27 protein-coding genes are annotated in these 25,082 nt (G+C 41.2%); 6 read left to right on the forward strand and 21 right to left on the reverse strand.

Translation table 11 applies throughout. The features are described 5' to 3' along the window. Positions 1-181: 181 nt before the first annotated feature. On the reverse strand, positions 182-1,951 hold the full coding sequence (gene ggt, locus UB32_RS18025; RefSeq protein WP_044396442.1) for a gamma-glutamyltransferase: 1,770 nt from the start codon (positions 1,949-1,951) through the stop codon (positions 182-184). A 281-nt stretch (positions 1,952-2,232) separates the two neighbouring features. Next, positions 2,233-2,505 (reverse strand): hypothetical protein, encoded by a 273-nt coding sequence (locus UB32_RS18030; protein ID WP_044396445.1) that lies wholly within the window; start codon positions 2,503-2,505, stop codon positions 2,233-2,235. A 141-nt stretch (positions 2,506-2,646) separates the two neighbouring features. Here UB32_RS18030 and UB32_RS18035 point away from each other — a divergent pair, with 141 nt between their 5' ends. Then, the gene (locus tag UB32_RS18035; protein WP_044396447.1) at positions 2,647-2,997 is read left to right on the forward strand and encodes a DUF2200 domain-containing protein; all 351 of its coding nucleotides are present in this window, start codon (positions 2,647-2,649) and stop codon (positions 2,995-2,997) included. A gap of 216 nt (positions 2,998-3,213) precedes the next feature. Here the strand turns inward: UB32_RS18035 and UB32_RS18040 are convergent, their stop codons facing one another. The 7 genes from UB32_RS18040 to UB32_RS19680 all read right to left on the reverse strand — a co-directional run bounded on the left by UB32_RS18040 (position 3,214) and on the right by UB32_RS19680 (position 8,126). After that, positions 3,214-4,173, reverse strand: a complete 960-nt coding sequence (locus UB32_RS18040; protein ID WP_044396448.1) for a threonine ammonia-lyase — start codon at positions 4,171-4,173, stop codon at positions 3,214-3,216. 11 nt (positions 4,174-4,184) lie between these two features. Continuing rightward, complete coding sequence (locus UB32_RS18045) at positions 4,185-4,373, reverse strand: Atu1372/SO_1960 family protein (RefSeq protein ID WP_241768546.1); 189 nt, start codon at positions 4,371-4,373, stop codon at positions 4,185-4,187. 890 nt (positions 4,374-5,263) lie between these two features. Continuing rightward, positions 5,264-5,830, reverse strand: coding sequence for an NADPH-dependent FMN reductase (locus UB32_RS18055; protein WP_044396449.1), 567 nt, complete (start codon positions 5,828-5,830; stop codon positions 5,264-5,266). Positions 5,831-5,969: 139 nt separating this feature from the next. Beyond that, positions 5,970-6,266 (reverse strand): HesB/YadR/YfhF family protein, encoded by a 297-nt coding sequence (locus UB32_RS18060; protein ID WP_044396450.1) that lies wholly within the window; start codon positions 6,264-6,266, stop codon positions 5,970-5,972. A gap of 49 nt (positions 6,267-6,315) precedes the next feature. Beyond that, positions 6,316-7,374 carry an LLM class flavin-dependent oxidoreductase gene (locus UB32_RS18065; RefSeq protein ID WP_044396451.1) on the reverse strand — a complete coding sequence of 353 codons (1,059 nt, stop codon included), beginning with the start codon at positions 7,372-7,374 and terminating at the stop codon, positions 6,316-6,318. 48 nt (positions 7,375-7,422) lie between these two features. Continuing rightward, positions 7,423-7,863 (reverse strand): MarR family winged helix-turn-helix transcriptional regulator, encoded by a 441-nt coding sequence (locus tag UB32_RS18070; RefSeq protein WP_044396452.1) that lies wholly within the window; start codon positions 7,861-7,863, stop codon positions 7,423-7,425. A 35-nt stretch (positions 7,864-7,898) separates the two neighbouring features. After that, the gene (locus tag UB32_RS19680; protein WP_431305986.1) at positions 7,899-8,126 is read right to left on the reverse strand and encodes a recombinase family protein; all 228 of its coding nucleotides are present in this window, start codon (positions 8,124-8,126) and stop codon (positions 7,899-7,901) included. Positions 8,127-8,222: 96 nt separating this feature from the next. Here UB32_RS19680 and UB32_RS18075 point away from each other — a divergent pair, with 96 nt between their 5' ends. Further along, positions 8,223-8,516, forward strand: a complete 294-nt coding sequence (locus UB32_RS18075) for a HesB/YadR/YfhF family protein (protein WP_044396453.1) — start codon at positions 8,223-8,225, stop codon at positions 8,514-8,516. Positions 8,517-8,538: 22 nt separating this feature from the next. Here UB32_RS18075 and UB32_RS18080 read toward each other — a convergent pair whose 3' ends face one another. From UB32_RS18080 to UB32_RS18115, 8 genes are all read right to left on the reverse strand, one after another. After that, positions 8,539-8,835, reverse strand: coding sequence for a hypothetical protein (locus UB32_RS18080; RefSeq protein WP_044396454.1), 297 nt, complete (start codon positions 8,833-8,835; stop codon positions 8,539-8,541). 6 nt (positions 8,836-8,841) lie between these two features. After that, positions 8,842-9,279, reverse strand: coding sequence for an acyl-CoA thioesterase (locus UB32_RS18085; RefSeq protein ID WP_044396455.1), 438 nt, complete (start codon positions 9,277-9,279; stop codon positions 8,842-8,844). 40 nt (positions 9,280-9,319) lie between these two features. Next, complete coding sequence (locus UB32_RS18090) at positions 9,320-11,638, reverse strand: AAA family ATPase (protein WP_044396456.1); 2,319 nt, start codon at positions 11,636-11,638, stop codon at positions 9,320-9,322. 109 nt (positions 11,639-11,747) lie between these two features. Further along, the gene (gene tlp, locus UB32_RS18095) at positions 11,748-11,969 is read right to left on the reverse strand and encodes a small acid-soluble spore protein Tlp (RefSeq protein ID WP_044396457.1); all 222 of its coding nucleotides are present in this window, start codon (positions 11,967-11,969) and stop codon (positions 11,748-11,750) included. A gap of 162 nt (positions 11,970-12,131) precedes the next feature. Then, positions 12,132-12,275 (reverse strand): acid-soluble spore protein N, encoded by a 144-nt coding sequence (locus UB32_RS18100; RefSeq protein WP_044396460.1) that lies wholly within the window; start codon positions 12,273-12,275, stop codon positions 12,132-12,134. Positions 12,276-12,336: 61 nt separating this feature from the next. Beyond that, the gene (locus UB32_RS18105; RefSeq protein ID WP_044396461.1) at positions 12,337-12,468 is read right to left on the reverse strand and encodes an FbpB family small basic protein; all 132 of its coding nucleotides are present in this window, start codon (positions 12,466-12,468) and stop codon (positions 12,337-12,339) included. Positions 12,469-12,649: 181 nt separating this feature from the next. Further along, entirely contained in the window at positions 12,650-15,358 is a 2,709-nt protein-coding gene (gene acnA, locus UB32_RS18110) for an aconitate hydratase AcnA (RefSeq protein WP_044396462.1), read from the reverse strand. A gap of 357 nt (positions 15,359-15,715) precedes the next feature. Beyond that, entirely contained in the window at positions 15,716-15,973 is a 258-nt protein-coding gene (locus UB32_RS18115; protein ID WP_044396463.1) for a hypothetical protein, read from the reverse strand. Positions 15,974-16,087: 114 nt separating this feature from the next. On the opposite strand from UB32_RS18115, the gene UB32_RS19685 reads away from it, so the two are divergent. Continuing rightward, a complete protein-coding gene (locus tag UB32_RS19685; protein ID WP_084221906.1) occupies positions 16,088-16,231 on the forward strand; it encodes a small acid-soluble spore protein P in 144 nt (47 codons plus the stop codon). A gap of 76 nt (positions 16,232-16,307) precedes the next feature. Here UB32_RS19685 and selA read toward each other — a convergent pair whose 3' ends face one another. Next, positions 16,308-17,714: an L-seryl-tRNA(Sec) selenium transferase gene (gene selA / locus UB32_RS18120; RefSeq protein ID WP_044396465.1), complete on the reverse strand. Its 1,407-nt coding sequence runs from the start codon at positions 17,712-17,714 to the stop codon at positions 16,308-16,310. A 158-nt stretch (positions 17,715-17,872) separates the two neighbouring features. On the opposite strand from selA, the gene selD reads away from it, so the two are divergent. Further along, positions 17,873-18,973, forward strand: coding sequence for a selenide, water dikinase SelD (selD, locus tag UB32_RS18130; RefSeq protein ID WP_431305985.1), 1,101 nt, complete (start codon positions 17,873-17,875; stop codon positions 18,971-18,973). 164 nt (positions 18,974-19,137) lie between these two features. After that, on the forward strand, positions 19,138-20,067 hold the full coding sequence (locus tag UB32_RS18135) for an LCP family protein (protein ID WP_044396467.1): 930 nt from the start codon (positions 19,138-19,140) through the stop codon (positions 20,065-20,067). A gap of 55 nt (positions 20,068-20,122) precedes the next feature. On the opposite strand, the gene UB32_RS18140 is transcribed toward UB32_RS18135, so the two are convergent. The 3 genes from UB32_RS18140 to UB32_RS18150 form a co-directional block, all read right to left on the reverse strand. Then, positions 20,123-21,070, reverse strand: coding sequence for an L-threonine 3-dehydrogenase (locus UB32_RS18140; RefSeq protein ID WP_044396470.1), 948 nt, complete (start codon positions 21,068-21,070; stop codon positions 20,123-20,125). A 186-nt stretch (positions 21,071-21,256) separates the two neighbouring features. Continuing rightward, positions 21,257-22,447, reverse strand: coding sequence for a glycine C-acetyltransferase (locus UB32_RS18145; protein WP_044396472.1), 1,191 nt, complete (start codon positions 22,445-22,447; stop codon positions 21,257-21,259). A 233-nt stretch (positions 22,448-22,680) separates the two neighbouring features. Beyond that, the gene (locus UB32_RS18150) at positions 22,681-22,962 is read right to left on the reverse strand and encodes an AbrB/MazE/SpoVT family DNA-binding domain-containing protein (RefSeq protein WP_044396475.1); all 282 of its coding nucleotides are present in this window, start codon (positions 22,960-22,962) and stop codon (positions 22,681-22,683) included. 212 nt (positions 22,963-23,174) lie between these two features. Between UB32_RS18150 and UB32_RS18155 the strand changes: the two genes are divergently transcribed. Beyond that, complete coding sequence (locus UB32_RS18155; protein ID WP_044396477.1) at positions 23,175-24,731, forward strand: ABC-F family ATP-binding cassette domain-containing protein; 1,557 nt, start codon at positions 23,175-23,177, stop codon at positions 24,729-24,731. The last annotated feature ends 351 nt before the right edge of the window (positions 24,732-25,082 follow it).

Below are 25,082 nucleotides of genomic sequence, written 5' to 3' on the forward strand. Positions count from 1 at the left end.
AAAATTGTCTAGTTTTCGATTTCCTCCCTATTTGTATCTACCTTATGACAATATTTCTGTTGATTCTATAAAATAAGAACATTAGTAGAACGCTTGTGGCTTTAATAACTGAAAAGGTTTGAAGCAAAAAGAAGGAATAAAAAAGAAAGGAGCGGAATTATTCCACTCCCTTTCTTCCTATCTATTTTCTGTTGCCTTTTAGATCTACTCCAATAGCTGCACCATTTCTGCTTGAGTCGGCGACTCCCTTAAAAGTACCGTTTTCACGGTCGATTTGGATGCTTTGGACATTTCCGATGGTCGTTGGGCTAGCACCAAATTTATGTCCCATCGTATTCAGTTCGTTTAGAGTGTGAGAACTGATGCCGTCTTCATAAAGATAGGAATTCAGATTATTGGTGTATATTCTAGGTTGCTCGACTGCTTGCTTAAGCTCCATATCGTACTCGATGGCATGGAGAATGGTTTGCACCACGGAGGTAATGATGGTCGGGCCCCCAGGAGAACCAACTGTGAGGACTGGTTCTCCATTTTCAAATACAATGGTCGGAGTCATGCTGCTCAACGGGCGTTTGTTCGGCTGAACTTCATTCGCGCCGCCAGGTACTGCATCAAAGTCAGTCAATTCATTGTTCAGCATGAACCCGTAACCAGGCACCATGATGCCCGTTCCGAAAACCTGTTCAATTGTTGTCGTATAGGAAACAACATTTCCCCATTTGTCAGCAACAGTAAAGTGGGTTGTTTCTCCATACTTCCTGTCATTTGGCTGGCTTGTTGGTTTAAAGTTCGCCTCTGAATTTTCATATTTCCAAGGGTCACCAGCTGTTGGAGTCTGATTGACAGAATCCATGCCGATCAGCTCCTGGCGCTCCTTGATGTAATCAGGGTGGAGCAAACCATTCACAGGGACATTAACAAACTCAGGATCTCCAGCGTATGCGGCACGGTCAGCATAGGCAAGATGCATGGCTTCAGCCAAAAGATGATATTTTTCTGCCGAATTGACATCATATTGGGACAGGTTGAAACCGTCCAGTATTTTTAGCATTTGCAGCAGGAATACGCCGCCTGAGCTCGGTGGAGGCATGCTGGCAATCTCGTAGCCCTGATAGTCTCCCCAAACCGGCTCATTAACGGTTACCTCATACTTTGCCAAATCCTCAGGAGTCATTGATCCACCGAAATCTTGGACAACATCGGCAACTGCTTCTGCAATTTTTCCTTCATAGAGTGCATCAGCACCATGTGAACGGATCAGTTTGAAGGTTTTAGCCAGGTCGTCCTGAACAAGGATATCTCCCTCTTGAAGCGGATTCCCATCTGGTAAGAAAACCTCACTTGCTGCTGATCTTGATAACTTGTCCTGATTATCGGCAATCGATTCTGCCAGGACTGAATCAATTGGGAATCCCTTGTCCGCTAGCTTAATAGATGGCCCGATCAGCTGCTGAAGTGGTCGTGTTCCCCACATTTCAAGTGCTGTCTCAAGACCTTTTAACGTTCCAGGCACACCTACTGCCGTACCGCCGGTTGAACGTTCTGAAAAAGGAATCGGCTTTCCGTTTTCATCCAGGAACATGTCTGGCGTCGCGCCATCAGGAGCACGCTCACGGCTGTTCACGATTGTGGTTTCCTTTGTTTTTCCGTCATAAACCATCATGAAACCACCGCCGCCGATTCCGGACATCATCGGTTCTACTACATTCAGCGCAAACTGGATGGCAACAGAAGCATCAATTGCGTTCCCACCCTTCTGAAGAACCTCAGCACCAATCTCTGATGCTAGCGGGTGTGCGGTAGCAACCATTCCATCTTCACCAACACCCACCTGACTGTACTGGTCGTAGCTGAATTGCGGCGTTTTAGCTAGCCCAGCTACAGGCATCGTCCCAGCCAACAACAGAATACTAAGCAGTGCAATAAACCCTGTACGTAAGATGTTTTTCATATTGATTCCCTCCTGTTCCATTTCATTTCAATATAATGGTAGAGGAAAATAAAGAGTATAGCAAATATTTAACCGAATTTTTAAAATTTTAAAACTATAATCCTAGTGGTTTTGACTAAAGTGGTAAATTAGGCATGTATAAAGATAGTACATAAGATAGTTTTCTACAGGAGGGATTGACTCACCAAGAATTTATCGGCTTCCTTTCATACCCCACCCCTCGTAGATACTCCGAAAAAAAAAGCAAAACCTTACTTCCATTATTCCATATTATTTTTTTGCTACCTGCTTCTCCCTCTCCAAACACCCAACTGAAAAATAATCACTGTATAAGTAATGAAAATTGATGTGGCAATGATGACTTGCTGATGATTCGACCAAATATGCTGAATGGTTTTTTGAAGATTGCCGGTAAGATGCAGATAGTAGATATACACCAATAAGAAGGAAAGAAACAATAAGAAGGCAAAGCGTAGCATACGTAAGAGAGAACTTTCTTTGAAAAAGGTTCTAGCTGTTTTCCTTCCCTTGTTGGAAAGCACTGTCTTAGCCATCAATCACACCCCCAAGTACATATTCTTTTTATATTCTTTCTTTACAAGTCAATTTCCTTTGATTTCTTTCCTAAAAACAAATTTGAACATGCCATTTTCTAGGATTATAATGAAGAAAACGATTCTAAGGGAGTTTGTATCTTGAGCAAACATAAAATCTATACAATGAGTTTTGCAAGTGTCTATCCGAATTATGTAAATAAGGCAGAAAGAAAAGGGCGTACGAAAATAGAAGTTGATGAAATAATCACCTGGCTGACAGGATACAGCCAGGAAGAGTTAGAAGCAATACTGGAAAAACAGACAAACTTTGAGACCTTCTTTGCAGAAGCTCCCCAAATGAATCCTTCGAGGGACTTGATCAAAGGCGTAGTCTGCGGTGTTCGAGTTGAAAACATCGAAGAACCAACAATGAGGGAAATTCGCTATTTGGACAAGTTGATCGATGAGCTGGCAAAGGGAAAAAAGATGGAGAAGATTTTACGAAAATAACAAGAAAAGCCGCAAGCGCTGCTAACGCCACGTCCTGTAGCTGGCGGGTATAGCAAGACCTGTCCCTTGGATGGCCGACCGGTGACGTCGTTCTTTGATCTCATTGGGAAAAGTACAGCCGACTGCCAACAAGTGCAAAAACTGGAGACTCCACCGGGAAAAGCGATTTTTTCTTCTGCCGGTGAAGTGGAAGTTTCAGAGTTTAGTTGTAAAAAATCATTCCACAGTATTCACAATAAGTTGCTGAACTTCGTGAATGTCCACATTTCCGCCCGATATAACACTTACGATATTTTTTCCTTGGATGTTCAATTTATTGAACATCGCTGCTGCTATCGTTGTTGCACTTGACGGTTCGATTAGCTGCTTCGTACGTTCCATAATGAAACGGAAGGCTTGGCGAATTTCATCTTCGCTCACGAGAACAATGTCGTCTAGGTACCTCATAAGTACAGGGAAGGTCAGGTCACCTGGCTGGCTGGTTCTTAATCCATCGGCAATCGTTTTAGTGGCAGGAATTGCAGTAATTTTTTTATTTTGTAAGGATAGAAATGTATCATTGGCAAGCTCAGGCTCTACACCGATCACTTTTATTTTTGGATTCGTTTCTTTTACAGCAGTCAGGATTCCGGATATAAGTCCCCCACCGCCAATGGGAACAATGATTACGTCCACATTTTCCAGCTGTTCTAGGATTTCCAGTCCCAACGTTCCTTGCCCTGCCATAACAAATGGGTCGTCATAGGGAGGAATATAAACGCCTTTTTCTTGTTCTGCGATTTCCTGCGCTCTAGGTAATCGCTCTGAAGAGGTAGTACCGCATATTTCTACCTTTCCGTTGTAAGCTTGGATTGCGTTGACCTTACACTTACTAACATTCTCCGGAACAACAATGGTTGCTGGCACCCCGTACTTATTGGCAATATAGGAAACCGCTTGGCCATGATTACCGGATGATGCTGTTGTTACAAACTTTGCACCCTTTTCAATGGAGTGTATGACTTTATTGCTTGCTCCTCTTATTTTAAACGAACCTGTTTTTTGTAAATGCTCCGATTTTAAGAATATCTGATTTCCGCATATATTAGTAAGTTGCGTTGATCGTAGAACCGGCGTTACATGCGCTATTTTACCAATTCGTTCTCTGGCATCCTGAACATCTTTTAAAGAAATCATGTCTTTCCCTCCTATCTAACTGCAAAAATAAAATCAATTTCAATCAGGGTATTGCCTGGCAGCTTTACAGCACCAATAGCTGTCCGGACATGGCGCCCTTTTTCACCGAAAATATTCTCGAATAACTCTGAAGCGGCATCAAGAACTTTGAAAGGTTCAAAAAACCTGGTGCAGTTTGAATATACCCTGTCACCTTTCATAATACTGCGCTTAATATTATAAATACGCTTTCGGATCTTTGATTCCTTTTTTATAATCATTATTTATGAATAATGGAAGGTTTCTCTAAGTGGACATCGACTATCCATTTTATTAGAGCTGTTTTAAGTATATAGATTGGAAATGAATAGATATATTGCCAATTTTCTAATTTATAAATACCTATCCGAACGGTAATTGGCTCAGCAATAAAAGCAAAAATAGCTGCTAGGATCACATTGGCGATAATAAAAGATTTCCACTCTCTAAAATATTGATAAATGAACATATATCCTAGAATGTTTATAATATAACTTTACAGACCGTAAAAAAAAGAGCTTCCGGGGGCAACCGGAAACTCAATAGCCAATCTACCTTCTATTTTTTGTAAAGATTGCTGCAAAGTATTAAAGGTATTGGTCCCCTTAATACTGTGACGAGAGATTCGGAGTACGAGCTCCCCTTCTGCTTAACCCTATAAAATCAGAATTACCATATTCCTGATTTATCTCCTTAGCGTAGAAAAATCAGGGTTTTCACTTCCAAAAATGTTCATTGCTTTGTACGTAACCATCAGCGGCACCCTGCATTTGATGTGCAAAGTTAACCATACCGGAGGAACGTATGTTCATCTTTTTTTGTGCGATTTGCTTAAATATTACTAGATATATTACATCCATGAAGTTGCTCTAAAGAAAAACCGAGATCTAAGCAAGCTTATCTACTTAATTCGCTATACATTTAGTTCGAATAATATCCATTATCCTTTTTGCGCTATCCGTAAGAATCAACTGATGAGAAATGAAGTTAAGAAACTCAAACTGAAATCTAATAAATTATTTTTGCCGATAAATTGAATTGTGGCATTTTTCAATGGGGAAAAAACAAAGCTTTAAAAACCATATTCTTCGTCTTTTTTTATACGAATGATCTTCAAAGCTTCAACGGTTAAGACTGTATCCTCGACTAGTCGTTCAAGACGGAAAAGGATATCATCATTTATAATTTCTTTCCGATGAAAGTCTTTTTCTTCCATAAAAACATATGTTGGAACGATGTGGGCTTTCATATATGCTAGGATTGGTTTTAATTGTTGCTCTACCATTAAATAATGCTTCGCTGTGCCCGCTGTTACAACACTGCTGACGACTTTGTCACGGAAAGCGTTAACTGGCAACAAGTCAAAGATGTTTTTCAACGTTGCCGGAATGGATGCTTGGAATGTTGGTGTGCCAATAATAATGGCATCCGCTGCCATGATTGTCTCTGTAATGTATTTCGTATCCCCTTCATATTCGAGATAATTACGTCCATCGCTAAATTGCACTGTATATTCGGCTAAATCTAATAGTGTGATTTCATTCTCAGGGTATTTTTGCGACAAAATTTCTACTGTTTTAAGGATAGCTGTTTTTGTTTTTGAGCCGACGATCGATCCGGCTAATGCCACAATTTTCATGATATTCTCCCCTTTTGCTTACGCTGTATGTTTATGCAGACTGACATTGATCCTGTTGATGAAAAAATAGCTAATATAGCTATTTCATTAAGGGATTTCGATTTCCCTAACATTTAAAGGGTATTCTCTTCCGTCCATATCAATCTTCATTGTTCGTAAAAATAAACTCTAACTCTCCATTCTTCACAACAACACTCAAATCATATTCGTTAAATAACCAAGAATTGTCATCATTAAAATAAAAAGTAATTCCCTCGACCTCGTCTTTCACACCAATGTTTTCGGTTTTCCCTATGGACATACCTAACGAATAATTAGGATGTGATGTGGGAATCCCACCGTAGATTTGCAAGTAATATTGAACATAATCCCCATTGTCTAAATCCATTTCTTTTTTATACCAATTAGCTGCTTGCTTGCTTACTGCAAATTTCATCTTCACACCGCTCTTCATTTATTGTATTTTTCGTTCAATCCACTTGCTATTATTTCACAGCAGTATATTTTTTGATGGCTGGAATAATATCATTCCCAATAATTTCGATGTTTTTCATAATTTTCTCAAAGGGTACACCACCAAAGTCAATTTGTGCCATAAAGCGCTGCATGCCGTATAGTTCGTATTGGTAAAGCATCTTTTCAATAATTTGCTCTTTGCTGCCAACCATTAATGCATCTCGTGTATCAGGTGCTTGGGCAAATTGCTGTTTTGGATAACCGCCACCGCGAATGGCTTGGAAACCACCATTTAAATGTGGGTACATCTCTTGTAAAGCTTCTTTTGTTGTATCTGCAACATAGAATAAACTTGTTGTTGCAATTGGAAGTGCTTTAGGATCAAAGCCACTGCGCTCAGCTGCTTCACGATAGGCATCGACAGAAGGCTTAAAGTTGATGGCTGGTCCACCTAAAGTAGTAAGCATCATTGGGATCCCCATATATCCTGCCTTAATAGCACTTGTTGGTGGTCCACCAACCGCACGCCAAATAGGAAGAGAACCGTTTTTTGGCTGCGGCAGAATATGCGCATTTTCTAATGGAGTCCGGTATTCACCTTGCCACGTCACCTGATCTTCTTCATTTATCTTTTTAAGCAATTCTAATTTCTCTTCGAAAATTTCTTCATAGTCCTGTAAATTAACCCCAAGTAAGTGATAGGCTCCTACACGGGAACCGCGTCCTGCTACAATTTCCGCACGGCCATCCGAAATTAAGTCGATGGTTGCAAAATCTTCATATACACGCACAGGATCAGAAACACTTAGTACCGTTGCTGAGCTCGTGATTTTTATTTTACTTGTTGCTTGCGCAATGGCACCCAAGACTACTGTATGAGCTTGGGTGGTAAAATAAGTTTGATGACTTTCTCCAACGCCAAAGACATCAATTCCTGCTTGTTCTGCTAGCTTACTGGCTTCAATTAATTCCTTAATTCTTGCTTGGGCCGAAATACGTTCGCCTGTAATTGGGTTAGACATATGATCTCCTAAAGAATAAAGCCCAAATTCTATACCTTTTAATGGATCGATACGGTATTTTTCCATAATGAATTCTCCTAGTTCCTTTGACTAATCAAGTGATGTGGTAAAAAATTACCTTTTCACTAATCTTTTGTCACTATTTTTTTGCACACGAGACATGAGCGAATACAAAATTTTTTGCTCTTCCTTAGATAAACTTTCATCAAAAAATGAGGATTGAAAGGCAAGTTGGGCATCAAACGCATTATTTAGTTTTTCACGACCCTTATTTGTTAATGAAATGGTTTTAGTTTTCCATTCTTGCCTTCGTTCAATAAGTCCATCTTTCTCAAGACGGGCAAGCATACGTGAAATTCCCCCTTGTGTTACAGTGACTTTCTCAGCTAAATCACATTGTGTTAATGGCTCATAGGTTGAAATTTGCATTAATACATCAAATTGTGCGGTCGTTAAATCAAATTGCTTTAAAAATTCATTGGAAAGTAAATTACTTTGATGGGTGAAACGAGTGAGGCGAAGCCAGATTAATGATCCGCGAGTATTTTTTTGCATAACGATGTGTCACACCCTTTCGTTACATCACTTTACTACTCAATTGATAGAAATGCAAGGATATAACAGTAAAAGAATTTACCAGTAGGTGTTCTTGTATCAATTCCCAAGAATAGGATAATAAAATGTATGTTTCTTACACCAAGCTGCTGAACTAGCTCCAACAACTGAACCGTGTTTCGGCCAAGATGATCCATTCGACTCACAACTAAGGTATCACCAGTTGCAATCTTAATATTGGAATTTTCCTTAACGTTGTAAATCCACGTTTCCTCATGGCACCCCTATTAATGCCTGGCAAATGCTGACGGGAATTGCTTATGTTATAATCGGAGCAATTGGTATGGAAGGAGAATGATATGAATATTACAATCAATGAAGAAGCGGCAGCTTGGTACGAAACCGAAATGGACCTTTCCAACGGGAGCTATTTACACTTTTTTGTACGGTACGGAGGATTCAGTTCGATTCAGACAGGTTTCTCCCTTGGCGTTTCCAAAGAGGAACCCGACCATATCGGCGTGAAAACAGAAAAAAACGGTATCACATATTATATCGAAGAAAAAGACATTTGGTATTTTGACGGCCATGATCTGATTGTCAAACTTCATCCTGTCGGTCACGAACCAGAGTTTACATTCGAAAAAAAATAAGGCAAGCGCTTAGGCGCTTGCCTTATTTTTTGCCAAGAAAATTGTTAATCCCTTCCTTCTCCAAAACCTCCTGCTGTTTCTGGCCAAAGAGGTCAAAGTGCGGGTATTCAGGTTTGCGGTTGTCCATCCATTCAGGGCTAAGTCCATAAGTATTTCCCCATTCTGCCAACTTTTCTATATCTCTGCAACCGACTTTTGTAACTGTTGTACAGCCAGGGAAACGTTCATCTAACCAGTAGTGAGTAAGAAAAGCAATCTCTCCTTTGCGGATATTTTCTTTCCACTCTGCTAGCTCGTGTCTTTTGATCCCGAAAGCCATCCAGACCTACTCCCTTTCATCCTCAGGCTTTTTCATGGCCTTTAGATAAGCTTCATGCCAGTCCGGATACTTCCTTTTTAAAGAAACGGGGCGGAAACTATCCTTTTTCACACAGACATGTTTAGAGCTGCCAGTAAGTGCAAGCTCCCCTTCCCCATTAAAAATTTCATATTTATAGACAGAACGGATGCCATCATATTCTTCTACCCATGTTTTGATTATGGCAGTATCCCCATAACGCAAAGGCCTTTTATAAGAAGCCTGAATATCCAGTACTGGAGAGATAATTCCGTCCTTCTCCATTTCCGCATAATTAAAACCAAGCTCTTTGATTAATTGCGTCCTGCCAAGCTCCATCCAAACCAAATAATTAGCGTGGTAAACAACACCCATCTGGTCCGTTTCTGCATATCTAACCTCTATTTCTCTTGATGAAATTTGCATCCTCATACCCCTTTTGCTACTCTCATTAATAAAACGAGGATCACTGTGTTTTTTTCAACGCCGCTTCAAAATCCTGTTTGTTTAAGTATAGAACATCCTGATCCAAATTCTCTACTGATTCGCTGCTCATCAGGCGATAGGCTTGGAACTGTATGGCCTCGTCCACCAAATTTGTCGCGAATCGTCCATTCCCTTTAATCTCTATTCCCAAAAGCTTTTTGGATAAAAATTCTAAAGTTTGATCGTTGATTTTATACTGATATTTACCTGCATAATTCCTGATAATGAGCAATAATTCATCCACACTGTAATCAGGGAAGTGATAAAATTTTTTGAATCGTGAACGAATGCCAGGATTGCTTTCCAACAGCAAATTCATCTCGGCAGGATAGCCCGCGAGGATAACGACAAGGTTTTCATTATGCCTGGTCATCTCATCCACGAGTGTATCGATCACTTCTTTGCCAAAGTCACCTGAGCTTTGTCCAAGCAAGGAATAAGCCTCATCTATAAAGAGAACCCCACCTAGTGCCTCACGAATCTTTTTCTTTGTCTTGATGGCTGTCTGACCCACAAAACCAGCAACGAAATCCGCTCTGCTGCTGGTGATCAGGTGTCCCCGCTTTAACATTCCGCATTCCTTTAACAGTTCAGCATAAATCTTTGCGACAGTTGTTTTTCCGGTTCCGGGGTTCCCCGTGAAGACCGAATGCAGCTGAATTGGTACAGCAGGCAGCCCTTTTTCCTTGCGAAACTGCTGCATCCTAACGAAAGAAATAAGCGTGGTGACTTCCGATTTTACGGTATCCAAACCAATTAATGCCTGGAGGCTGTCTAGCGGCTTTTCTGTTGAAGGCTTAATAGATGATTCGAAATCTGCTTTTTCCAACAATGTGTATGTTGAAAAATCATCCTCTTCCATCTTTCTTGAGCCTTTTTTAAAAATAGCTTCCAATACAAGGTTACGCACTGTGCGCGCATTGCCAAATGTTTCATCGACTCTTTCTTTTTCGATTCTTTCTCTGAGCTCTTGCTTTGCAGGTTCGGTCATAGCATAATCATTATCCCGTGCTGCCTGCTTGGCGATCTCCAACAGTTCATCTTCTGTATAATCAGGCAGATGAATGAAATTCGATTGCGGGAAACGAGACCTTAATCCAGGATTTGCATCAAGAAATAAACGCATTTCTTCTGGATATCCAGCCAAAATCACCGCGAATTTGCCACCATATTCATTTCCAGTCATTAAAGAAACAAGTGTATCAATTGCAGTTTGGCCATAGTCATTCCCTGTCTGACCTTCACGTTTAAGACTATAAGCTTCATCGATGAACAAGACGCCGCCTAGAGCTTGTTCCACAATTTTGCGGACGTTTTCCTCTGTCTGGCCCACATAAGCACCAACTAACTGTGAGCGGTCTGCTTCGATGATTTCTTCTCGTGGCAAAACACCAAGCTGGTGATAAATTTTTGCAAGCAATCTAGCCAACGACGTTTTTCCAGTGCCTGGATTCCCTGTAAGCACCATATTTAAGCTTTGATCATCCTTAGTTTGCAGTCCAAGCTCCTTGCGTTTTTGCTGATATTTGAGGAAACGATAAAAATCATTCACTCTGGCTTTGACAGACTCAAGACCCACCATCTGTTGAAGTTCCGCCAAAGGATCGATTTCCGTCTTGTTTTGAACCTCCGACTCTCCGGCAAATTCTTCTTGCCATTGAAGTTTGATTTTATCTAGGGTATCCAGTCTTTTTTTCATTTCTTCAAAATGGATTGCTGTATGAAAAACACCGCTTACTGACTCCTCGTACAGCCTTGTTGCTTTTAACAAAGCAGCTGTTTCTTCCATTGCGCTTTCGACTAATTCTGTCAGCCTGCCAAATTTTCCGCTTAAATCAGAATCAGCTATTGGCGTCTGCCCGTTTAGCTCATCCAACACTTCTTCGGCATGTCCAAGAAATTGCTGGGAAATATCGATGTATTGTACTAATGTTTTCTTTTTCAGCGCCCGATTGTCTGTTTCCCTAATTCGTGGGTAGGCGAAATCCTCGAAAAGTTTCCCTTTACTTTTCCACTCGTTTGACGCCAACATGGATTTTGCTAGTTTGTTTGTAGCCTCCTGTTCAACCGCTGATTTCAGCCACTCAAGGACAAGCGTATCAAAGCCATTCCTTTTCGCTCTTGATTGAGCTGCCAGCGTCAAAACATGGGACAATTTTTTTTGTTCCCCCGCTTTAGTTAGTACCTTAATGGCCATAATCAAACCGGCTTCATCATCAATATATCCTTTAGACTGTATTTCCTCTTCCCAAAGTAACAGTTGTTCCTCTAAAGCTATTTGTTTTTTGTGTTGTTCCATCCGCTCACTTCTTTATCAAAAAATTTAACAGAATATCTTTACACTTCGTATAATATCATATTTTCCTGTAAACGAAAAAAAGCGCCGCCTTTACGACGGAGCTTTTTCATTAATGTTGTTTATGCGCTTCATCCTTAATTTCTGCTCTGAAAGCATCAATACTTTCGCGGCGGCGTTCATTTTTTTCCTGGATCCTTTGCTGGTCCTCAGGACTCGAATTATTCATTGCAGCCTCCGCATCTTCCATATTGGCAATGGTATGATGGACCATGGACTGCAGCTTTTCTACATTATCACTACGATCGTCAGGCTTTGGTGTATGGTTTGTCATTAATATGTCCCTCCCTTACTACCAATAGTATGTGAGGAAAGCAAAAGCAATATTCATTGCGTTCTGAATGCATTTAAGGCATTAAAAAGTGTTTAGAACCCTCCTCCAGCCCATTGGAAAATGAAAAGCCCACCATCGGATTGGTGGGCATGCTTCTATCATTTATTCCCCTTTTGTCTGGATTACCTGTGCATGTTTTCCTGATTTATCGTTCATCTTCTTACCATTGTTGCCGCTGAAACCGCGCGGCTGGGTTCCAAGATGGCTCGGAACATAGTGTTTGCTGTCCTTTTTTGGATTGCTCATGATCATCCCTCCTCTAGTTTAGTTTTACCAAATCATCGGGAAATCATGAGTGGGGAATGTATTACTCTGCTTTGCCTAAGTGTTTTTGCTCCAATTTTGCCTCGATTTTTTCAATCGCTTCACGATCATTCAGAAGTTGACGTTTATTTTCCATTACAAGCTCTTGAAAGGAACGTTTTCTAGGTTTCCTCATCCTACTCACCATCCTTTATTATCATTCTAACAGTTAGAATGCCCGAAAACGGTTGCAATTATTACAACTTTTCGAAATTTTACTTTTATTTTATTCTGACATGAAATTTTTGTGTTTGTCGACAGGATGGCAGACGAAAAACCCCCTATTCCACTTATGGATCAGGGGGGTTCTGTTTTAATTATGCTTTCAATTTGTCGCGAAGCACCATTTGCAGAATGCCGCCGTGACGATAGTAGTCAATTTCAACTTCAGAATCAAAGCGTACAAGAGCTTCAAAAGTTTTCCTGTTGCCGTCTTCGTCAGTAGCTGTGACAGTTATCATATCACGCGGACGGACTTTTTCATCAATTTGGACATCAAATGATTCTTTTCCTGTCAAACCAAGAGTTTCAGCATTTTCACCAGCTTTGAATTGAAGTGGCAGTACGCCCATCAATACAAGGTTAGAACGGTGGATACGCTCGAAGCTTTCTGCGATAACAGTCTTGATTCCTAATAGATTCGTACCCTTTGCAGCCCAGTCACGGGATGAACCCATGCCATAATCCTTGCCTGCAATAACCATTAGGCCAGTGCCCTGCTCTTTGTACTTCATGCAAGCATCAAAGATGGACATGACTTCGTTTGTTGGCCAGTAAGTGGTAAAGCCGCCTTCTGTGCCAGGAGCGACCTGGTTGCGGATACGGATGTTTGCGAATGTTCCGCGCATCATGACTTCGTGGTTGCCACGACGTGAACCGTACGAGTTGAAGTCGCGTGGTTCCACACCCTTTTCGCGAAGGTATTTTCCAGCTGGTGTATCTTTTCCAATTGCACCTGCAGGAGAAATATGGTCCGTAGTGACTGAATCCCCGAACTTGCCAACAACACGAAGGCTGATCAATGGAACAACTTCTCCGGCTTCTGGAGTCAACCCTTCAAAGAAAGGAGGATTTGCAATATAAGTTGAATCCTGATCAAAAGTATATAGCGGATCGCTATTTGTTTGAATTTCATTCCACTTTTCGTTATCGGTGAAGACAGTCTCATATTCTCTGCGGAATAGTTCTGGTGTTATAACGCGGTGAACAACTTCGTTTACCTCTGCTGTTGATGGCCAGATATCCTTGAAGTATATATTATTGCCATCTTTATCTTTTCCAATAGGATCATTTTGAAGATCGATGTCCACTGTACCAGCAAGTGCGTAAGCGACTACTAGCGGCGGTGAAGCTAGGTAGTTTGCTTTTACCAGCGGGTGGATTCGTCCCTCGAAATTACGGTTTCCGGAAAGAACGGAAGTCACCAGCAGATCGTTTTCAGCTACAGCTTTTTCAATCTCCGGTTTTAATGGACCAGAGTTCCCGATACAAGTTGTACAACCATACCCAACAAGGTTAAAGCCAAGCGTTTCAAGGTAAGGGAGCAATGCTGAATCACGAAGGTAACCAGTAACAACCTTAGATCCAGGAGCCAATGAAGTTTTAACAAACTTAGGAACTTCCATTCCGAGTTCCACTGCTTTCTTGGCAACAAGCCCTGCTCCTACCATTACGTAAGGGTTCGATGTATTCGTACAGCTAGTGATCGCTGCAATGGCGATAGCACCAGTCTTCATAGTTGTTGTGTCTCCATTAGCAAATTCAACAACTGCTTCTTTTTCGATTTCCTTCTTGCCCAACCCAAATCCCTGGTTTCCTGCAGGTGAAGTAAGAGCTTCTTTAAAGGACTTTTGCATAGCTGAAAGCGGGATCAAGTCCTGTGGACGCTTAGGACCAGAAAGATTCGCTTCGATTTCGGATAAGTTAATTTCTACAATATCAGTATAAACTGGTTCTAAGGAAGGATCGAAGAACAATCCGTTTTCCTTGCAGTATGCTTCCACCACTTTAATATGTTCTTCTGAACGTCCAGTTAAGCGCATGTAGCTCAAAGCTTCATTATCTACCGGAAAAAATCCGCATGTAGCACCGTATTCTGGTGCCATGTTGGCAACCGTTGCACGGTCAGCAAGTGGCAGTGTTACAACTCCTGGTCCGAAGAACTCGACAAATTTTCCAACAACGCCTTTGTTTCGAAGTATCTGTGTTACTTTAAGCGCAAGATCGGTTGCAGTAGCGCCGTTCGGCATATCCCCTATTAATTTCACGCCTACTACTTCTGGTACTGGGAAGTAGGATGGCTGGCCAAGCATTCCTGCTTCTGCTTCGATCCCGCCGACACCCCAGCCAAGAACGCCAATTCCGTTGATCATTGTAGTATGTGAGTCGGTACCTACCAATGAATCAGGGAATGTTTCGAATTCACCATCTTCATTTTCCACAGCATGGACAACGCTTGCAAGAAACTCCAGATTCACCTGGTGAACGATACCTGTTGCCGGCGGAACAGCGCGGTAATTGTCAAATGCCTTTTGTGCCCAGCTCAAAAATTGGTAACGTTCCGCATTACGTTCGAATTCAAGCTCCATATTGACATTAAGTGAGTCAGGTGTTCCATACTTATCAACCTGGACCGAGTGGTCAATGACAAGATCAACAGGCTTTTCTGGATTGATTTTCTGTGGGTCTCCCCCCATGTCAGCCATTGCCTTCCTAAGGGAAGCAAGGTCAACCACTGCCGGTACACCAGTGAAATCCTGAAGAATGACGCGTGATGGCTTAAAAGGAACATCCACTTCCTTCACTTCGCTGGTTCCCCATTTTGCTAAGTTTTCCACATGCTCTTTTGTGATCACAAAGCCATCATGCTGACGAAGCACGGATTCAAGCAACACCTTAACAGAGTAAGGTAGTTTAGAAATATTGCCGATTCCATCCTTTTCCAGAGCGGCCAGGCTATAATAATGATAGCGTTTCCCGTCCACCTCAAATGATTTTCGGGCGTTAAAAATATCTTGGTTTGACATATGTTTACCTCCTTCTTCTACGTAAACATCATAAACAAAATAAAAGAAATTGTCGAAAAGTTTGAATCTTGTATTCCAACATAACTTTTCTCATAATTTCATATTAATATAACCTTGTATATAAGTAAATAACAAGTATGTTATTGCGATTGATAAGTTTCACTTATATTAAAAACAGTATACATGTTAAAATTAAGCGAATCGCTCCTATTCTCAAGGTAAAAAATGATCTCATTAGGAAACAAGATCAATCAAAAGCTATTTCACAAAAGAAAAAAGCGGAAGAATGCCCTTCCGCTTTTTTCTTATAGAGTAAGAAAGCATAAAATTCACTTCGAGAATTGTCTTGCGCTTTTCTTATTCCATATTTACTTCATTTACGATGCTCCTGAGATCTTGTTGGAATTTTTCTAACTGTCCTCTTTGATGCTCAGAAGCGTTTTCGAGAGCATTTTCAATTTGTTGAAAGGCTTCATTCACTTCGTTTTTAAGATGCTTTAATTGGTGTCCATAGCTTTCTGAATCGCGAATGATTTCCGTATATAGTCCTTGTGCATCTTCAAACCCCTGCTGTGCTGCCTGAAACGCTTGTTGTTTGTTTTTATTATAAGGCATTTGTTTTCCTCCTGATGTAGTAAAATCTATACCGTTAAATTGCGCATTTAAAAGTTATTTATTCAGTATAAATTCAAGCGCAAATCAAATCCTAAAATCAGGAGGGATGAGCAAATGAACAAAAACGATTCCAAGGATATGCGCAAAAATGCTCCCAAGGGTGACCAAACCAGCCAGCCTGCTCCACTAAGCGGCTCAAAAAAGGTTAAAAACCGCAACCATACTCGCCAAAAGCACAATTCTGGTCACGATATGTAAGAAAAGCAGCGGTGAAGTCGCGCTTTGACTCATTGAAAAAAACGGCTGCCAAATCATTTGGCAGCCAAGTTATTTCCTATATTAATTTGAGTGCCTCTAAAAGTTGCTGTTCTTGTTCCACAGCTACTGTTCGAAGATCGATGTGCACCTCTTCTTTCTGTATTCTTACGATGATAGCAGGTGAATATTCTGTCCGAAGCTTTTTGGCAATATGTTCGGCACTCACTTCGGGGTGGCTGATAGTAGCCAGGTAAGTAGGCAGATCGACATCAGGCATTGTTCCCCCGCCAACCTTGCTAGTTCCTTCCGTGATTCTTACAGTTAATTTACCGCCAAAAGAACGGATAGATTGGACGAATTTCTCCGTTCTTTCCTTTAGTTCACTTATTGGTACTAGTAAATCCCGAAGAGTTGGAATTTGTACCAATCCCTTTTCCCCTTTAAGATAATCCATCAAGGTTGCTTCCAGTGCTGCCAAAGTCATTTTATCAACTCTAACTACTCTAGCGAGCTGATGCTTCTTCAATTGATCGATGAGCTCTTTTCTTCCAGCAATAATCCCTGCCTGAGGACCGCCAAGCAATTTATCCCCGCTAAACGATACGATATCTGTGCCCAGCTTAAGTACTTCACTTACAACAGGCTCTTCTCCAATTCCATGTTTTTGAAAGTCATATAAAACGCCACTTCCAAGATCTTCGTAAAAGATAATCTGATCGTGCTTATTTGACAGTTGCACTAACTCTTTGGTCTCTACAGTTTTTGAAAAACCATATATTTTAAAATTACTTGTATGTACCTTCATGATCATCGATGTTTCAGCTGAAATCGCATTTTCATAATCGAGTAAATGGGTTTTATTTGTTGTCCCTACTTCCACTAACCTTGCACCGCTTTCTTCCATTATCGAAGAAATTCGGAATGAACCACCAATTTCGACAAGTTGGCCGCGAGAAACGATGACATCTTTCCTTCTGGCAAGCGCACTAAGGATGATATAGACAGCAGCAGCATTATTGTTGACTACCATCGCCGCTTCTGCTCCTGTCATTTCTTTGACAAGATCTTCCACATGGCTGTGACGAGAACCGCGTTTGCCTTCATCCAGCTTATATTCAAGATTCGAATAATTCATCGCTGTTTCAACTACATGCTTGATGGCATTTTCGCTCAACCTAGCCCTCCCTAAATTCGTATGCAAAATCGTTCCGGTAGCATTGATTACTGTTGTGAGTGTATATTGCCTTTTTTTTGCTACCAATCGACCAACAGACATAAATAATTCATCCATAAATTCTTCCGTTCCTGGTTCGTGCCCTTTCCAATTTCCAGTAAGCAGCTCTTTCCTTATCCTATCTATTTCAAATTTCAACGAATCAGTCAGAAAGCTTTCACTCAGATCAACCTGTTCTATCAATTCCATAAACCTTATATCCTTTTGCAGTTCATGAACTGCAGGCAAGGCTCTTACTAAATCTTTCATGCTTGCATGCCCCCATAACCAAATCTCATTGTTCTATTATATATCATTAATGTCCAACCGACGATTTTTTCAAATCCTGATCAAGCAAAAAATTCAAACTAATTCTATATATAATAAATTCCATCAGCGTGTAAAGTCTAAAAAACAGTAGCTGAAGGATGATTTTAAAAACAAGAAAGAGTATACTTGCTTTTGAGGTGATAAGGTTGAGTGAACATGAAAAAATCCGTTTAACTTCGTTGTCAACAAAAGCTGGTTGAGGCTGTAAAATCAGTCCTGAGGACTTGACGCAGGTTCTGCGTCTATTACCCAAACAGGAACCCGTTCCTGAATTGCTAGTCGGACATGAAACATCCGATGATGCAGGAGTATATAAACTAACAGATGATATCGCTCTGATTCAGACGATTGATTACTTCACGCCGATTGTCGATGATCCATATATGTTCGGCCAGATTGCTGCAGCAAATGCACTTAGCGATGTGTATGCAATGGGCGGAGAGCCAAAGACAGTCCTTAATATTGTCGGCTATCCAATCAAAAAACTTGGTCCTGATATCTTGGCCGATATATTAAGAGGTTCAAGTGACAAGGTGAGGGAATCTGGTGCTATTTTGATTGGCGGGCATTCAATTGATGACCAGGAGCCAAAATTCGGCTTATCCGTTACAGGTCTCGCACACCCTAAATCCATTTGGAAAAATGTCGGCGCAAAACCAGGTGACGTGCTCGTCATTTCGAAACCAATCGGGGTTGGGATTCTGACGACCGGAATTAAACGCGGGGTTGTAACGGCCGAACAAGAACAGGCTGTGACCGAAACTATGGCATTATTGAACAAATCCGCTGCAGAAGCGCTAAAAAAATTCACTCCTCATGCTGTAACCGATGTAACTGGATTTGGCTTGCTCGGTCACGGCAGTGAAATTGCACGGGGAAGCAATGTCAGCTTTGAAATTGAATTATCAAAGGTGCCAGTCCTTGAAGGTACATTTGATTTGGCAGCAAAAGGCGTTGTGCCTGGCGGTTCAAGATCAAACCATAAGTGGCTGGAAAACGATGTTCTATATAGGGATATTTCCCCAGATGAACAAATCGTCCTGTGCGATGCAATCACCTCAGGCGGCCTTCTCGTCTCCCTGTCTGAGGATGAGGCGATTCCATATGTAAAAGCACTGAAGGATCAAGGATTGAATCATGCTGCGATCATCGGAAAAGTAACAGAACAACAGGATAAACTGATTTACGTAAAAAGGTGAAATCAAATTTGATTTCACCTTTTTTTCATTTTTCTATGATAGTCTAATTTCCGATGGTATTAATGATGAAAGTAGCACAAAGCATGCGTAAGCCAGGCTAGGAGTAAACAGGGCAGGTATGATATAATCAGAGCAGTAAATACACAACAACAGAAGGCGGTAATATGGGGAGAATGGCTAAAAGGGAACATAAAAGAAGTAGCAAATGGAAAAAATACGCCCTTGTTATTATGGGGGTTTTTATCATTGGAATAGGAGCATATTTTTATTCCATATACGCAGATATCAAAAACACAATTAATGGAAATGTTCATGAGACGGTAACGTCCATCGATAACAATGTAACCAAACAGAAAATCGATAATAAAAAACCGCTAAACATTCTTCTGCTAGGTGTCGATGAGCGTGAAAATGATAATGGTCGTTCCGATACGATGATCGTCATGACACTTGACCCCAATAATGACAGAATGCAAATGGTCAGTATCCCCCGCGATACGCGTACAGATATTGTTGGTCATGGTACAGTTGATAAAATTAACCACGCCTATGCCTTTGGTGGAAGTAATATGGCAGTTGATACGATTGAACATTTTTTAGACATCGAATTGGATTACTATGTGAAAGTTAATATGGAAGGATTCCAACAGGTTGTTGATGCAGTAGGTGGGGTGACAGTTGAGAACAACCTAGCTTTTAAAAGTGGGAATTTTGACTTCCCACAAGGAAAATTGGAGTTAGATGGAAGAGAAGCCCTGGCTTTTGTTCGAATGAGAAAAGAGGATCCACAAGGAGATCTTGGCCGTAATGAAAGGCAGCGCCAAGTCATTGAAGGGATTATCCAAAAGGGAGCCAGTTTCAGCGGAGTCAATAAAGTCAGTGAAGTGCTCGATGTCTTAGGAAAGAATGTAAGTACCAATATGGATTTTGCCCACATGGCAACATTAATGACTGATTATAGAACGGCGAGAAATAATACGAGTACGTATCAAATACAAGGAGAAGGAAGCTTTATCGGCGATATCTGGTACCTTATCGTGTCAGAAAATGAGGTTCAAAAAGTACATGAGCTAATTACCAGTTTCAAGTCCTAAATTTCCACACGCCTCTTAAAAAGCACCCTAATTCATAAATTAGGGTGCTTAAAAATTATTTCATCTTATCCTTTACCTTTTCCAGCATATCGCAAGTCATACTGGCGAGGTCATACTTTGCCTTGAATCCCCATTCGTCAGCGGCAGCAGAAGCATCTATTGAATTTGGCCAACTATCTGCAATTGCTTGTCTGACAGGATCCACTTCATATGATAGTTCAAAACTAGGAATGTGCTTCCTGATTTCAGCTGCCAACTGTTCTGGGTCAAAACTCATCGCTGTTACGTTGAAAGCATTTCGATGGATAAGCTTAGAGGGGTCTGCTTCCATTAAATCAATAATCGCTTCAAGCGCGTCCGGCATATACATCATATCCATGAACGTTCCCTTTTGGATATAGGAACTGTATTTGTTATTTTTGATGGCTTGATAATAAATTTCCACTGCATAATCAGTAGTTCCGCCTCCAGGAGGGGTGACATAGGAAATCAATCCCGGGAACCTTACTCCTCTTGTATCGACTCCGAAACGGTGGAAATAATAATCCGCAAGCAATTCTCCAGCCACTTTATTTACACCATACATTGTCGTAGGTCGTTGAATAGTATCCTGAGGTGTATTGACTTTAGGAGTGTTAGGGCCAAAAGCACCAATTGAGCTGGGTGTAAAAAACTTCAAATTCAATTCCCTGGCCGTTTCTAGCGCGTTCATTAAACCACCCATATTCAAGTTCCATGCAAAAACCGGCTTCGTCTCCGCTGTTGCCGAAAGCAGAGCTGCCATATGTATAATGGTATCTACCTTGTATTTCTTGGCCAATTCGAACATTCTTTGGGCATCCACGACATCAAGAATCTCGAACGGGCCGTTGACCGCAACCTCTGTATTCGTTTGTCTGATGTCCGTTGCAATGACATTGGCATTGCCATAAATGTCTCGCAATTTATTTGTCAATTCTGAACCAATCTGGCCAAGTGCACCAGTAATTAACATTTTTTTCATCCTATGTATTCCTCCTGGATATCCTATGCTCTTTTCGTAAAAATTGCCCCATTTAAACCCATTTTGGTTTTTCATTCCATAGCATCTTAAAAACCAAATAAATAAATGATTCAAACAGCAACATTTTATGCGAAGTGAGTCTTTTCTAAAAAGTGAGCCGGCTCACTAAGGAACCGGCATCCACCATTAAATAATCCCTAGTTCTTTTCCGGCTTTTTCATAAATGGATAATGCCTGATCAAGCATTTCCTTCGTATGCGCAGCAGAAGGCATATTCCTTACCCGTCCTGTTCCCTGTGGGACTGTTGGGAATACGATTGATTTTGCGTATACCCCTTCTTCATACAAACGCTTGCTGAATTCCTGAGTTTTCACTTCATCTCCAATGATGCATGGAGTAATCGGCGTCTCAGAATGGCCAATGTCAAAACCAAGCCTTTCCAGTCCAGCCTTCAGATAATTTGCATTTTCCCACAGTCGCTCATTCAATTCGGTGCTATCCATCAGGATTTCAATCGCTTTTGTGCTGGCAGCAACGTCAGCAGGAGGGAGGGATGTTGAGAACAGAAATGGACGGCTTCTCACTTTCAGCCAATCAATCAGGTTTTGCTTTCCAGCGACATAACCTCCGACAACCCCAATAGCCTTCGATAAAGTACCGATTTGGAAATCGATTTTATCTGAAAGTCCGAAATGCTTGACAGTGCCAGCACCTCCCCCAAGAACTCCAGAACCGTGAGCATCATCCACATAAGTAAATAAGTCAAATTCTTCGGCAATTTTAACGATTTCCGGCAATTTTGCAATATCCCCATCCATGGAGAATACACCATCCGTAATAACCATGATTTTATTGAATTGTCCGGATTCCTTCGCTTTTTTAGCTTTTGCCCGCAGATCTTCCATGTCCGAATGGTTGAAACGGATGATTTTTGCCCGAGACAGACGGCAGCCGTCAATAATCGAAGCGTGGTTCAATTCGTCAGAAAGAATAGCATCCTTGTTATCCATGACTGCTGAAATTGCTGCCATATTGCACATGAAACCCGATTGATAAGCAATTGCAGCTTCTGTCTGCTTAAACTCAGCTAACTTTTCTTCCAGTTCAACATGAAGTTTCAGTGTGCCATTAATGGTCCTGACAGCACCTGCCCCCACTCCAAATTGAGAAATTGCTTCTTCGGCAGCCTTTTTCAATCTGTCATCTGTAGCAAGTCCTAAATAGTTATTAGAAGAAAGATTGATCAATTCTTTTCCATTGATTTTGATAACTGGTCCATTAGCGCTTTCTAACGGGTCAATTATATTGTATAGGCCCTTCCCCTTTAATTCCTCCAGATTCACATTCAAAAATTGATCCAATGTTTTGCTAGACATCAAAATCTCCTTTCTGCTGAACAGTCAGCATGTCATTATTACGAAAACAATTGTATTTTTGGAGAGGACAGTATTTCGGTCCATCATACCAGATTATATCCGTATTTATACAATATACTTTATCACATTTCTTTTAGATGTACATCTATGAAGGACAGAAAAAGCTCCCTATTTCTTTTAGCCGAGAAAAAGGAAGCAGTCCTTGATTTTAGGACTGCTTTTACAAGACAATTTTAGGAGGTAGCAAGGTAGTCTTGCAATTCTTTCACCAATTGTTCGGCTCCTTCTTTACTTAAGATAATCTTCCCGCCAGCAAGCAACATATTGTCATTGCTGATGATGCCCGTTACAACGCATGTCATGTCCGGCTGATATTGTTTTAGGATGATCTTATCTTCATCGACAAAGATCTCCAGCGGATCATTTTCTCCAATGCTCATCTTCTTTCTAATCTCCATCGGAATGACCACCCTGCCCAGCTGATCTGTCTTCCTTACAATTCCCGTAGCCTTCATAATGCATCCTCCCTTTCTTTGTGGGATTTTGGATGACTGTACTGTGAAATAATTCTACCCAATACAATTATAGCAAAACAAGGCATAATTTTACATAGTATAATAATTCTTTTAAAGAAAAAACTCTGGTGGAAACCAATAGATTTTAGTATGATTAGGGAATGTGATTGTTAATTTATTGTCTTAAAATTGCTTAAAGCGAGGATTTTAACATGAGTTTATTAAATGTAGAAAACTTGAGCCATACATTTGGGGGTCGGACACTTTTTAAAGATGTATCATTCCGCTTGCTAGCAGAAGACCATGTCGGCCTGGTTGGCGCAAACGGTGTCGGGAAGTCTACCATCATGAACATCATTACCGGGCAGCTGATCCACGATTCTGGAAAAGTAGAATGGACTCCTGGATTGGAATACGGATATTTGGACCAACATACGGTTTTAACTCCTGGAAAAACGATTCGCGATGTATTACGCGATGCCTTCCTTCCGCTCTTTAAAAAGGAAGAAATGCTTAACGAAGTCACTAGTAAAATGGCGGAAGCTACACCGGAAGAACTTGAAAAACTGCTCGAAGAAATGGCGGAAATCCAGGATGCGCTTGATGCTGGCGGTTTTTACTCTCTAGATATAGAAGTGGAGGAGTCAGCAAGGGGGCTTGGCCTTGATGCAATTGGCATAGACCGCGATGTATCTGCCTTAAGCGGCGGACAGCGCACGAAGGTATTACTAGCAAAACTATTGCTCGAAAAACCAAAGGTGCTTCTGCTTGATGAGCCAACAAATTATCTTGATGTGGAGCATATTCAGTGGTTGACCAGATATTTGAAAGAGTATCCTTACGCTTTCATTTTAATTTCGCATGACACTGAGTTCATGAACCAGGTTTCCAATGTCATTTTTCAGTTGGAATTTTCAAAGCTAACTCGATACACTGCTACGTATGAAAAGTTTCTGGAATTAGCTGAAATCAATAAAAATCAGCATCTAAATGCATATGAGAAACAACAAGAATTCATTAAGAAACAAGAAGATTTCATCGCAAAAAATAAAGCACGCTATTCAACAACCGGCCGTGCGAAAAGCCGTCAAAAACAATTGGATCGCATAGAACGGATCGATAGACCTGAGACCGCTTTAAAGCCTTCATTTGAGTTCAAGGAATCACGAGCAAGTAGCAGATATGTATTCGAAGGCATTGATTTCGAAATTGGCTACACCCACGCCCTGCTTCCAAAACTGTCTGTGACAATCGAACGTGGGGAAAAGATTGCGCTCGTCGGTATGAATGGAGTCGGGAAATCAACATTGCTTAAAACCATGCTTGGAAAAATACCGCCATTGAGCGGCAAAATCGAGCGAGGGGACTTCCTCTTCCCTTCTTATTTTGAACAGGAAGTTAAAGTGGGGAACATCACCCCCATTGATGATCTATGGAGTGAATTCCCTGGAATGGACCAGCATCAAGTAAGGGCTGCGTTGGCAAGAAGCGGGCTGAAGAACGAACATATTTCACGTCCCCTCAATCAACTAAGCGGTGGCGAACAGGCCAAGGTGCGCCTGACCAAACTGCTTATGAATGAAAGCAACTGGCTGTTATTTGACGAGCCGACAAACCACTTGGATATCACCGCAAAAGAAGAATTAAAACGGGCGTTAAAAGCCTATAAAGGAACCATCGTTTTAGTCAGCCATGAACCTGATTTCTATGAAGATTGGGTTACGAAAGTTTGGAACGTGGAAGAATGGGCTGAAAATACAACTAACTAAGGAAGAAAAACCGGGTAAACTAGCCCGGTCCTTTTTTGGTTTGGCTGATATTCAGCGCTGTTGATTGGAACGTATGACACTCTCTTTCCGCTCTATACCTCCAAACCTGTCAAAATAACGAGGGTTTCTTGACAACTTTCTGCTCTACACACTCAAACCTGTCAAAATAAATAACTCGGTTTCTTGTCCAGCACCAGTACATAGGCAAACGCAAAGGAAAGTCGATTGCCAATAACATGGCGGGTCTAGCATGTCCTGGCATCGCCCACCTAGAGCGTCACGTCCTGTGGCTGGCGGGTCTAGCACGTCCTGTGCATCGCCCGCCTAGAGCGCCACGTCCTGTGGCTGGCG

This window comes from Mesobacillus subterraneus (assembly GCF_000934845.1).
Taxonomy (GTDB): Bacteria; Bacillota; Bacilli; order Bacillales; family Cytobacillaceae; genus Mesobacillus; species Mesobacillus stamsii.

Bases quoted from the DNA above. Each gene is read 5' to 3' on its own strand.
- ggt (WP_044396442.1), bottom strand. From the start codon at position 1,951: ATGAAAAACATCTTACGTACAGGGTTTATTGCACTGCTTAGTATTCTG.
- UB32_RS18030 (WP_044396445.1), bottom strand. From the start codon at position 2,505: ATGGCTAAGACAGTGCTTTCCAACAAGGGAAGGAAAACAGCTAGAACC.
- UB32_RS18040 (WP_044396448.1), bottom strand. From the start codon at position 4,173: ATGATTTCTTTAAAAGATGTTCAGGATGCCAGAGAACGAATTGGTAAA.
- UB32_RS18045 (WP_241768546.1), bottom strand. From the start codon at position 4,373: ATGAAAGGTGACAGGGTATATTCAAACTGCACCAGGTTTTTTGAACCT.
- UB32_RS18055 (WP_044396449.1), bottom strand. From the start codon at position 5,830: ATGAAAATTGTGGCATTAGCCGGATCGATCGTCGGCTCAAAAACAAAA.
- UB32_RS18060 (WP_044396450.1), bottom strand. From the start codon at position 6,266: ATGAAATTTGCAGTAAGCAAGCAAGCAGCTAATTGGTATAAAAAAGAA.
- UB32_RS18065 (WP_044396451.1), bottom strand. From the start codon at position 7,374: ATGGAAAAATACCGTATCGATCCATTAAAAGGTATAGAATTTGGGCTT.
- UB32_RS18070 (WP_044396452.1), bottom strand. From the start codon at position 7,863: ATGCAAAAAAATACTCGCGGATCATTAATCTGGCTTCGCCTCACTCGT.
- UB32_RS18075 (WP_044396453.1), top strand. From the start codon at position 8,223: ATGAATATTACAATCAATGAAGAAGCGGCAGCTTGGTACGAAACCGAA.
- UB32_RS18080 (WP_044396454.1), bottom strand. From the start codon at position 8,835: ATGGCTTTCGGGATCAAAAGACACGAGCTAGCAGAGTGGAAAGAAAAT.
- UB32_RS18085 (WP_044396455.1), bottom strand. From the start codon at position 9,279: ATGCAAATTTCATCAAGAGAAATAGAGGTTAGATATGCAGAAACGGAC.
- UB32_RS18090 (WP_044396456.1), bottom strand. From the start codon at position 11,638: ATGGAACAACACAAAAAACAAATAGCTTTAGAGGAACAACTGTTACTT.
- tlp (WP_044396457.1), bottom strand. From the start codon at position 11,969: ATGACAAACCATACACCAAAGCCTGACGATCGTAGTGATAATGTAGAA.
- UB32_RS18100 (WP_044396460.1), bottom strand. From the start codon at position 12,275: ATGAGCAATCCAAAAAAGGACAGCAAACACTATGTTCCGAGCCATCTT.
- UB32_RS18105 (WP_044396461.1), bottom strand. From the start codon at position 12,468: ATGAGGAAACCTAGAAAACGTTCCTTTCAAGAGCTTGTAATGGAAAAT.
- acnA (WP_044396462.1), bottom strand. From the start codon at position 15,358: ATGTCAAACCAAGATATTTTTAACGCCCGAAAATCATTTGAGGTGGAC.
- UB32_RS18115 (WP_044396463.1), bottom strand. From the start codon at position 15,973: ATGCCTTATAATAAAAACAAACAACAAGCGTTTCAGGCAGCACAGCAG.
- UB32_RS19685 (WP_084221906.1), top strand. From the start codon at position 16,088: ATGAACAAAAACGATTCCAAGGATATGCGCAAAAATGCTCCCAAGGGT.
- selA (WP_044396465.1), bottom strand. From the start codon at position 17,714: ATGAAAGATTTAGTAAGAGCCTTGCCTGCAGTTCATGAACTGCAAAAG.
- UB32_RS18135 (WP_044396467.1), top strand. From the start codon at position 19,138: ATGGGGAGAATGGCTAAAAGGGAACATAAAAGAAGTAGCAAATGGAAA.
- UB32_RS18140 (WP_044396470.1), bottom strand. From the start codon at position 21,070: ATGAAAAAAATGTTAATTACTGGTGCACTTGGCCAGATTGGTTCAGAA.
- UB32_RS18145 (WP_044396472.1), bottom strand. From the start codon at position 22,447: ATGTCTAGCAAAACATTGGATCAATTTTTGAATGTGAATCTGGAGGAA.
- UB32_RS18150 (WP_044396475.1), bottom strand. From the start codon at position 22,962: ATGAAGGCTACGGGAATTGTAAGGAAGACAGATCAGCTGGGCAGGGTG.
- UB32_RS18155 (WP_044396477.1), top strand. From the start codon at position 23,175: ATGAGTTTATTAAATGTAGAAAACTTGAGCCATACATTTGGGGGTCGG.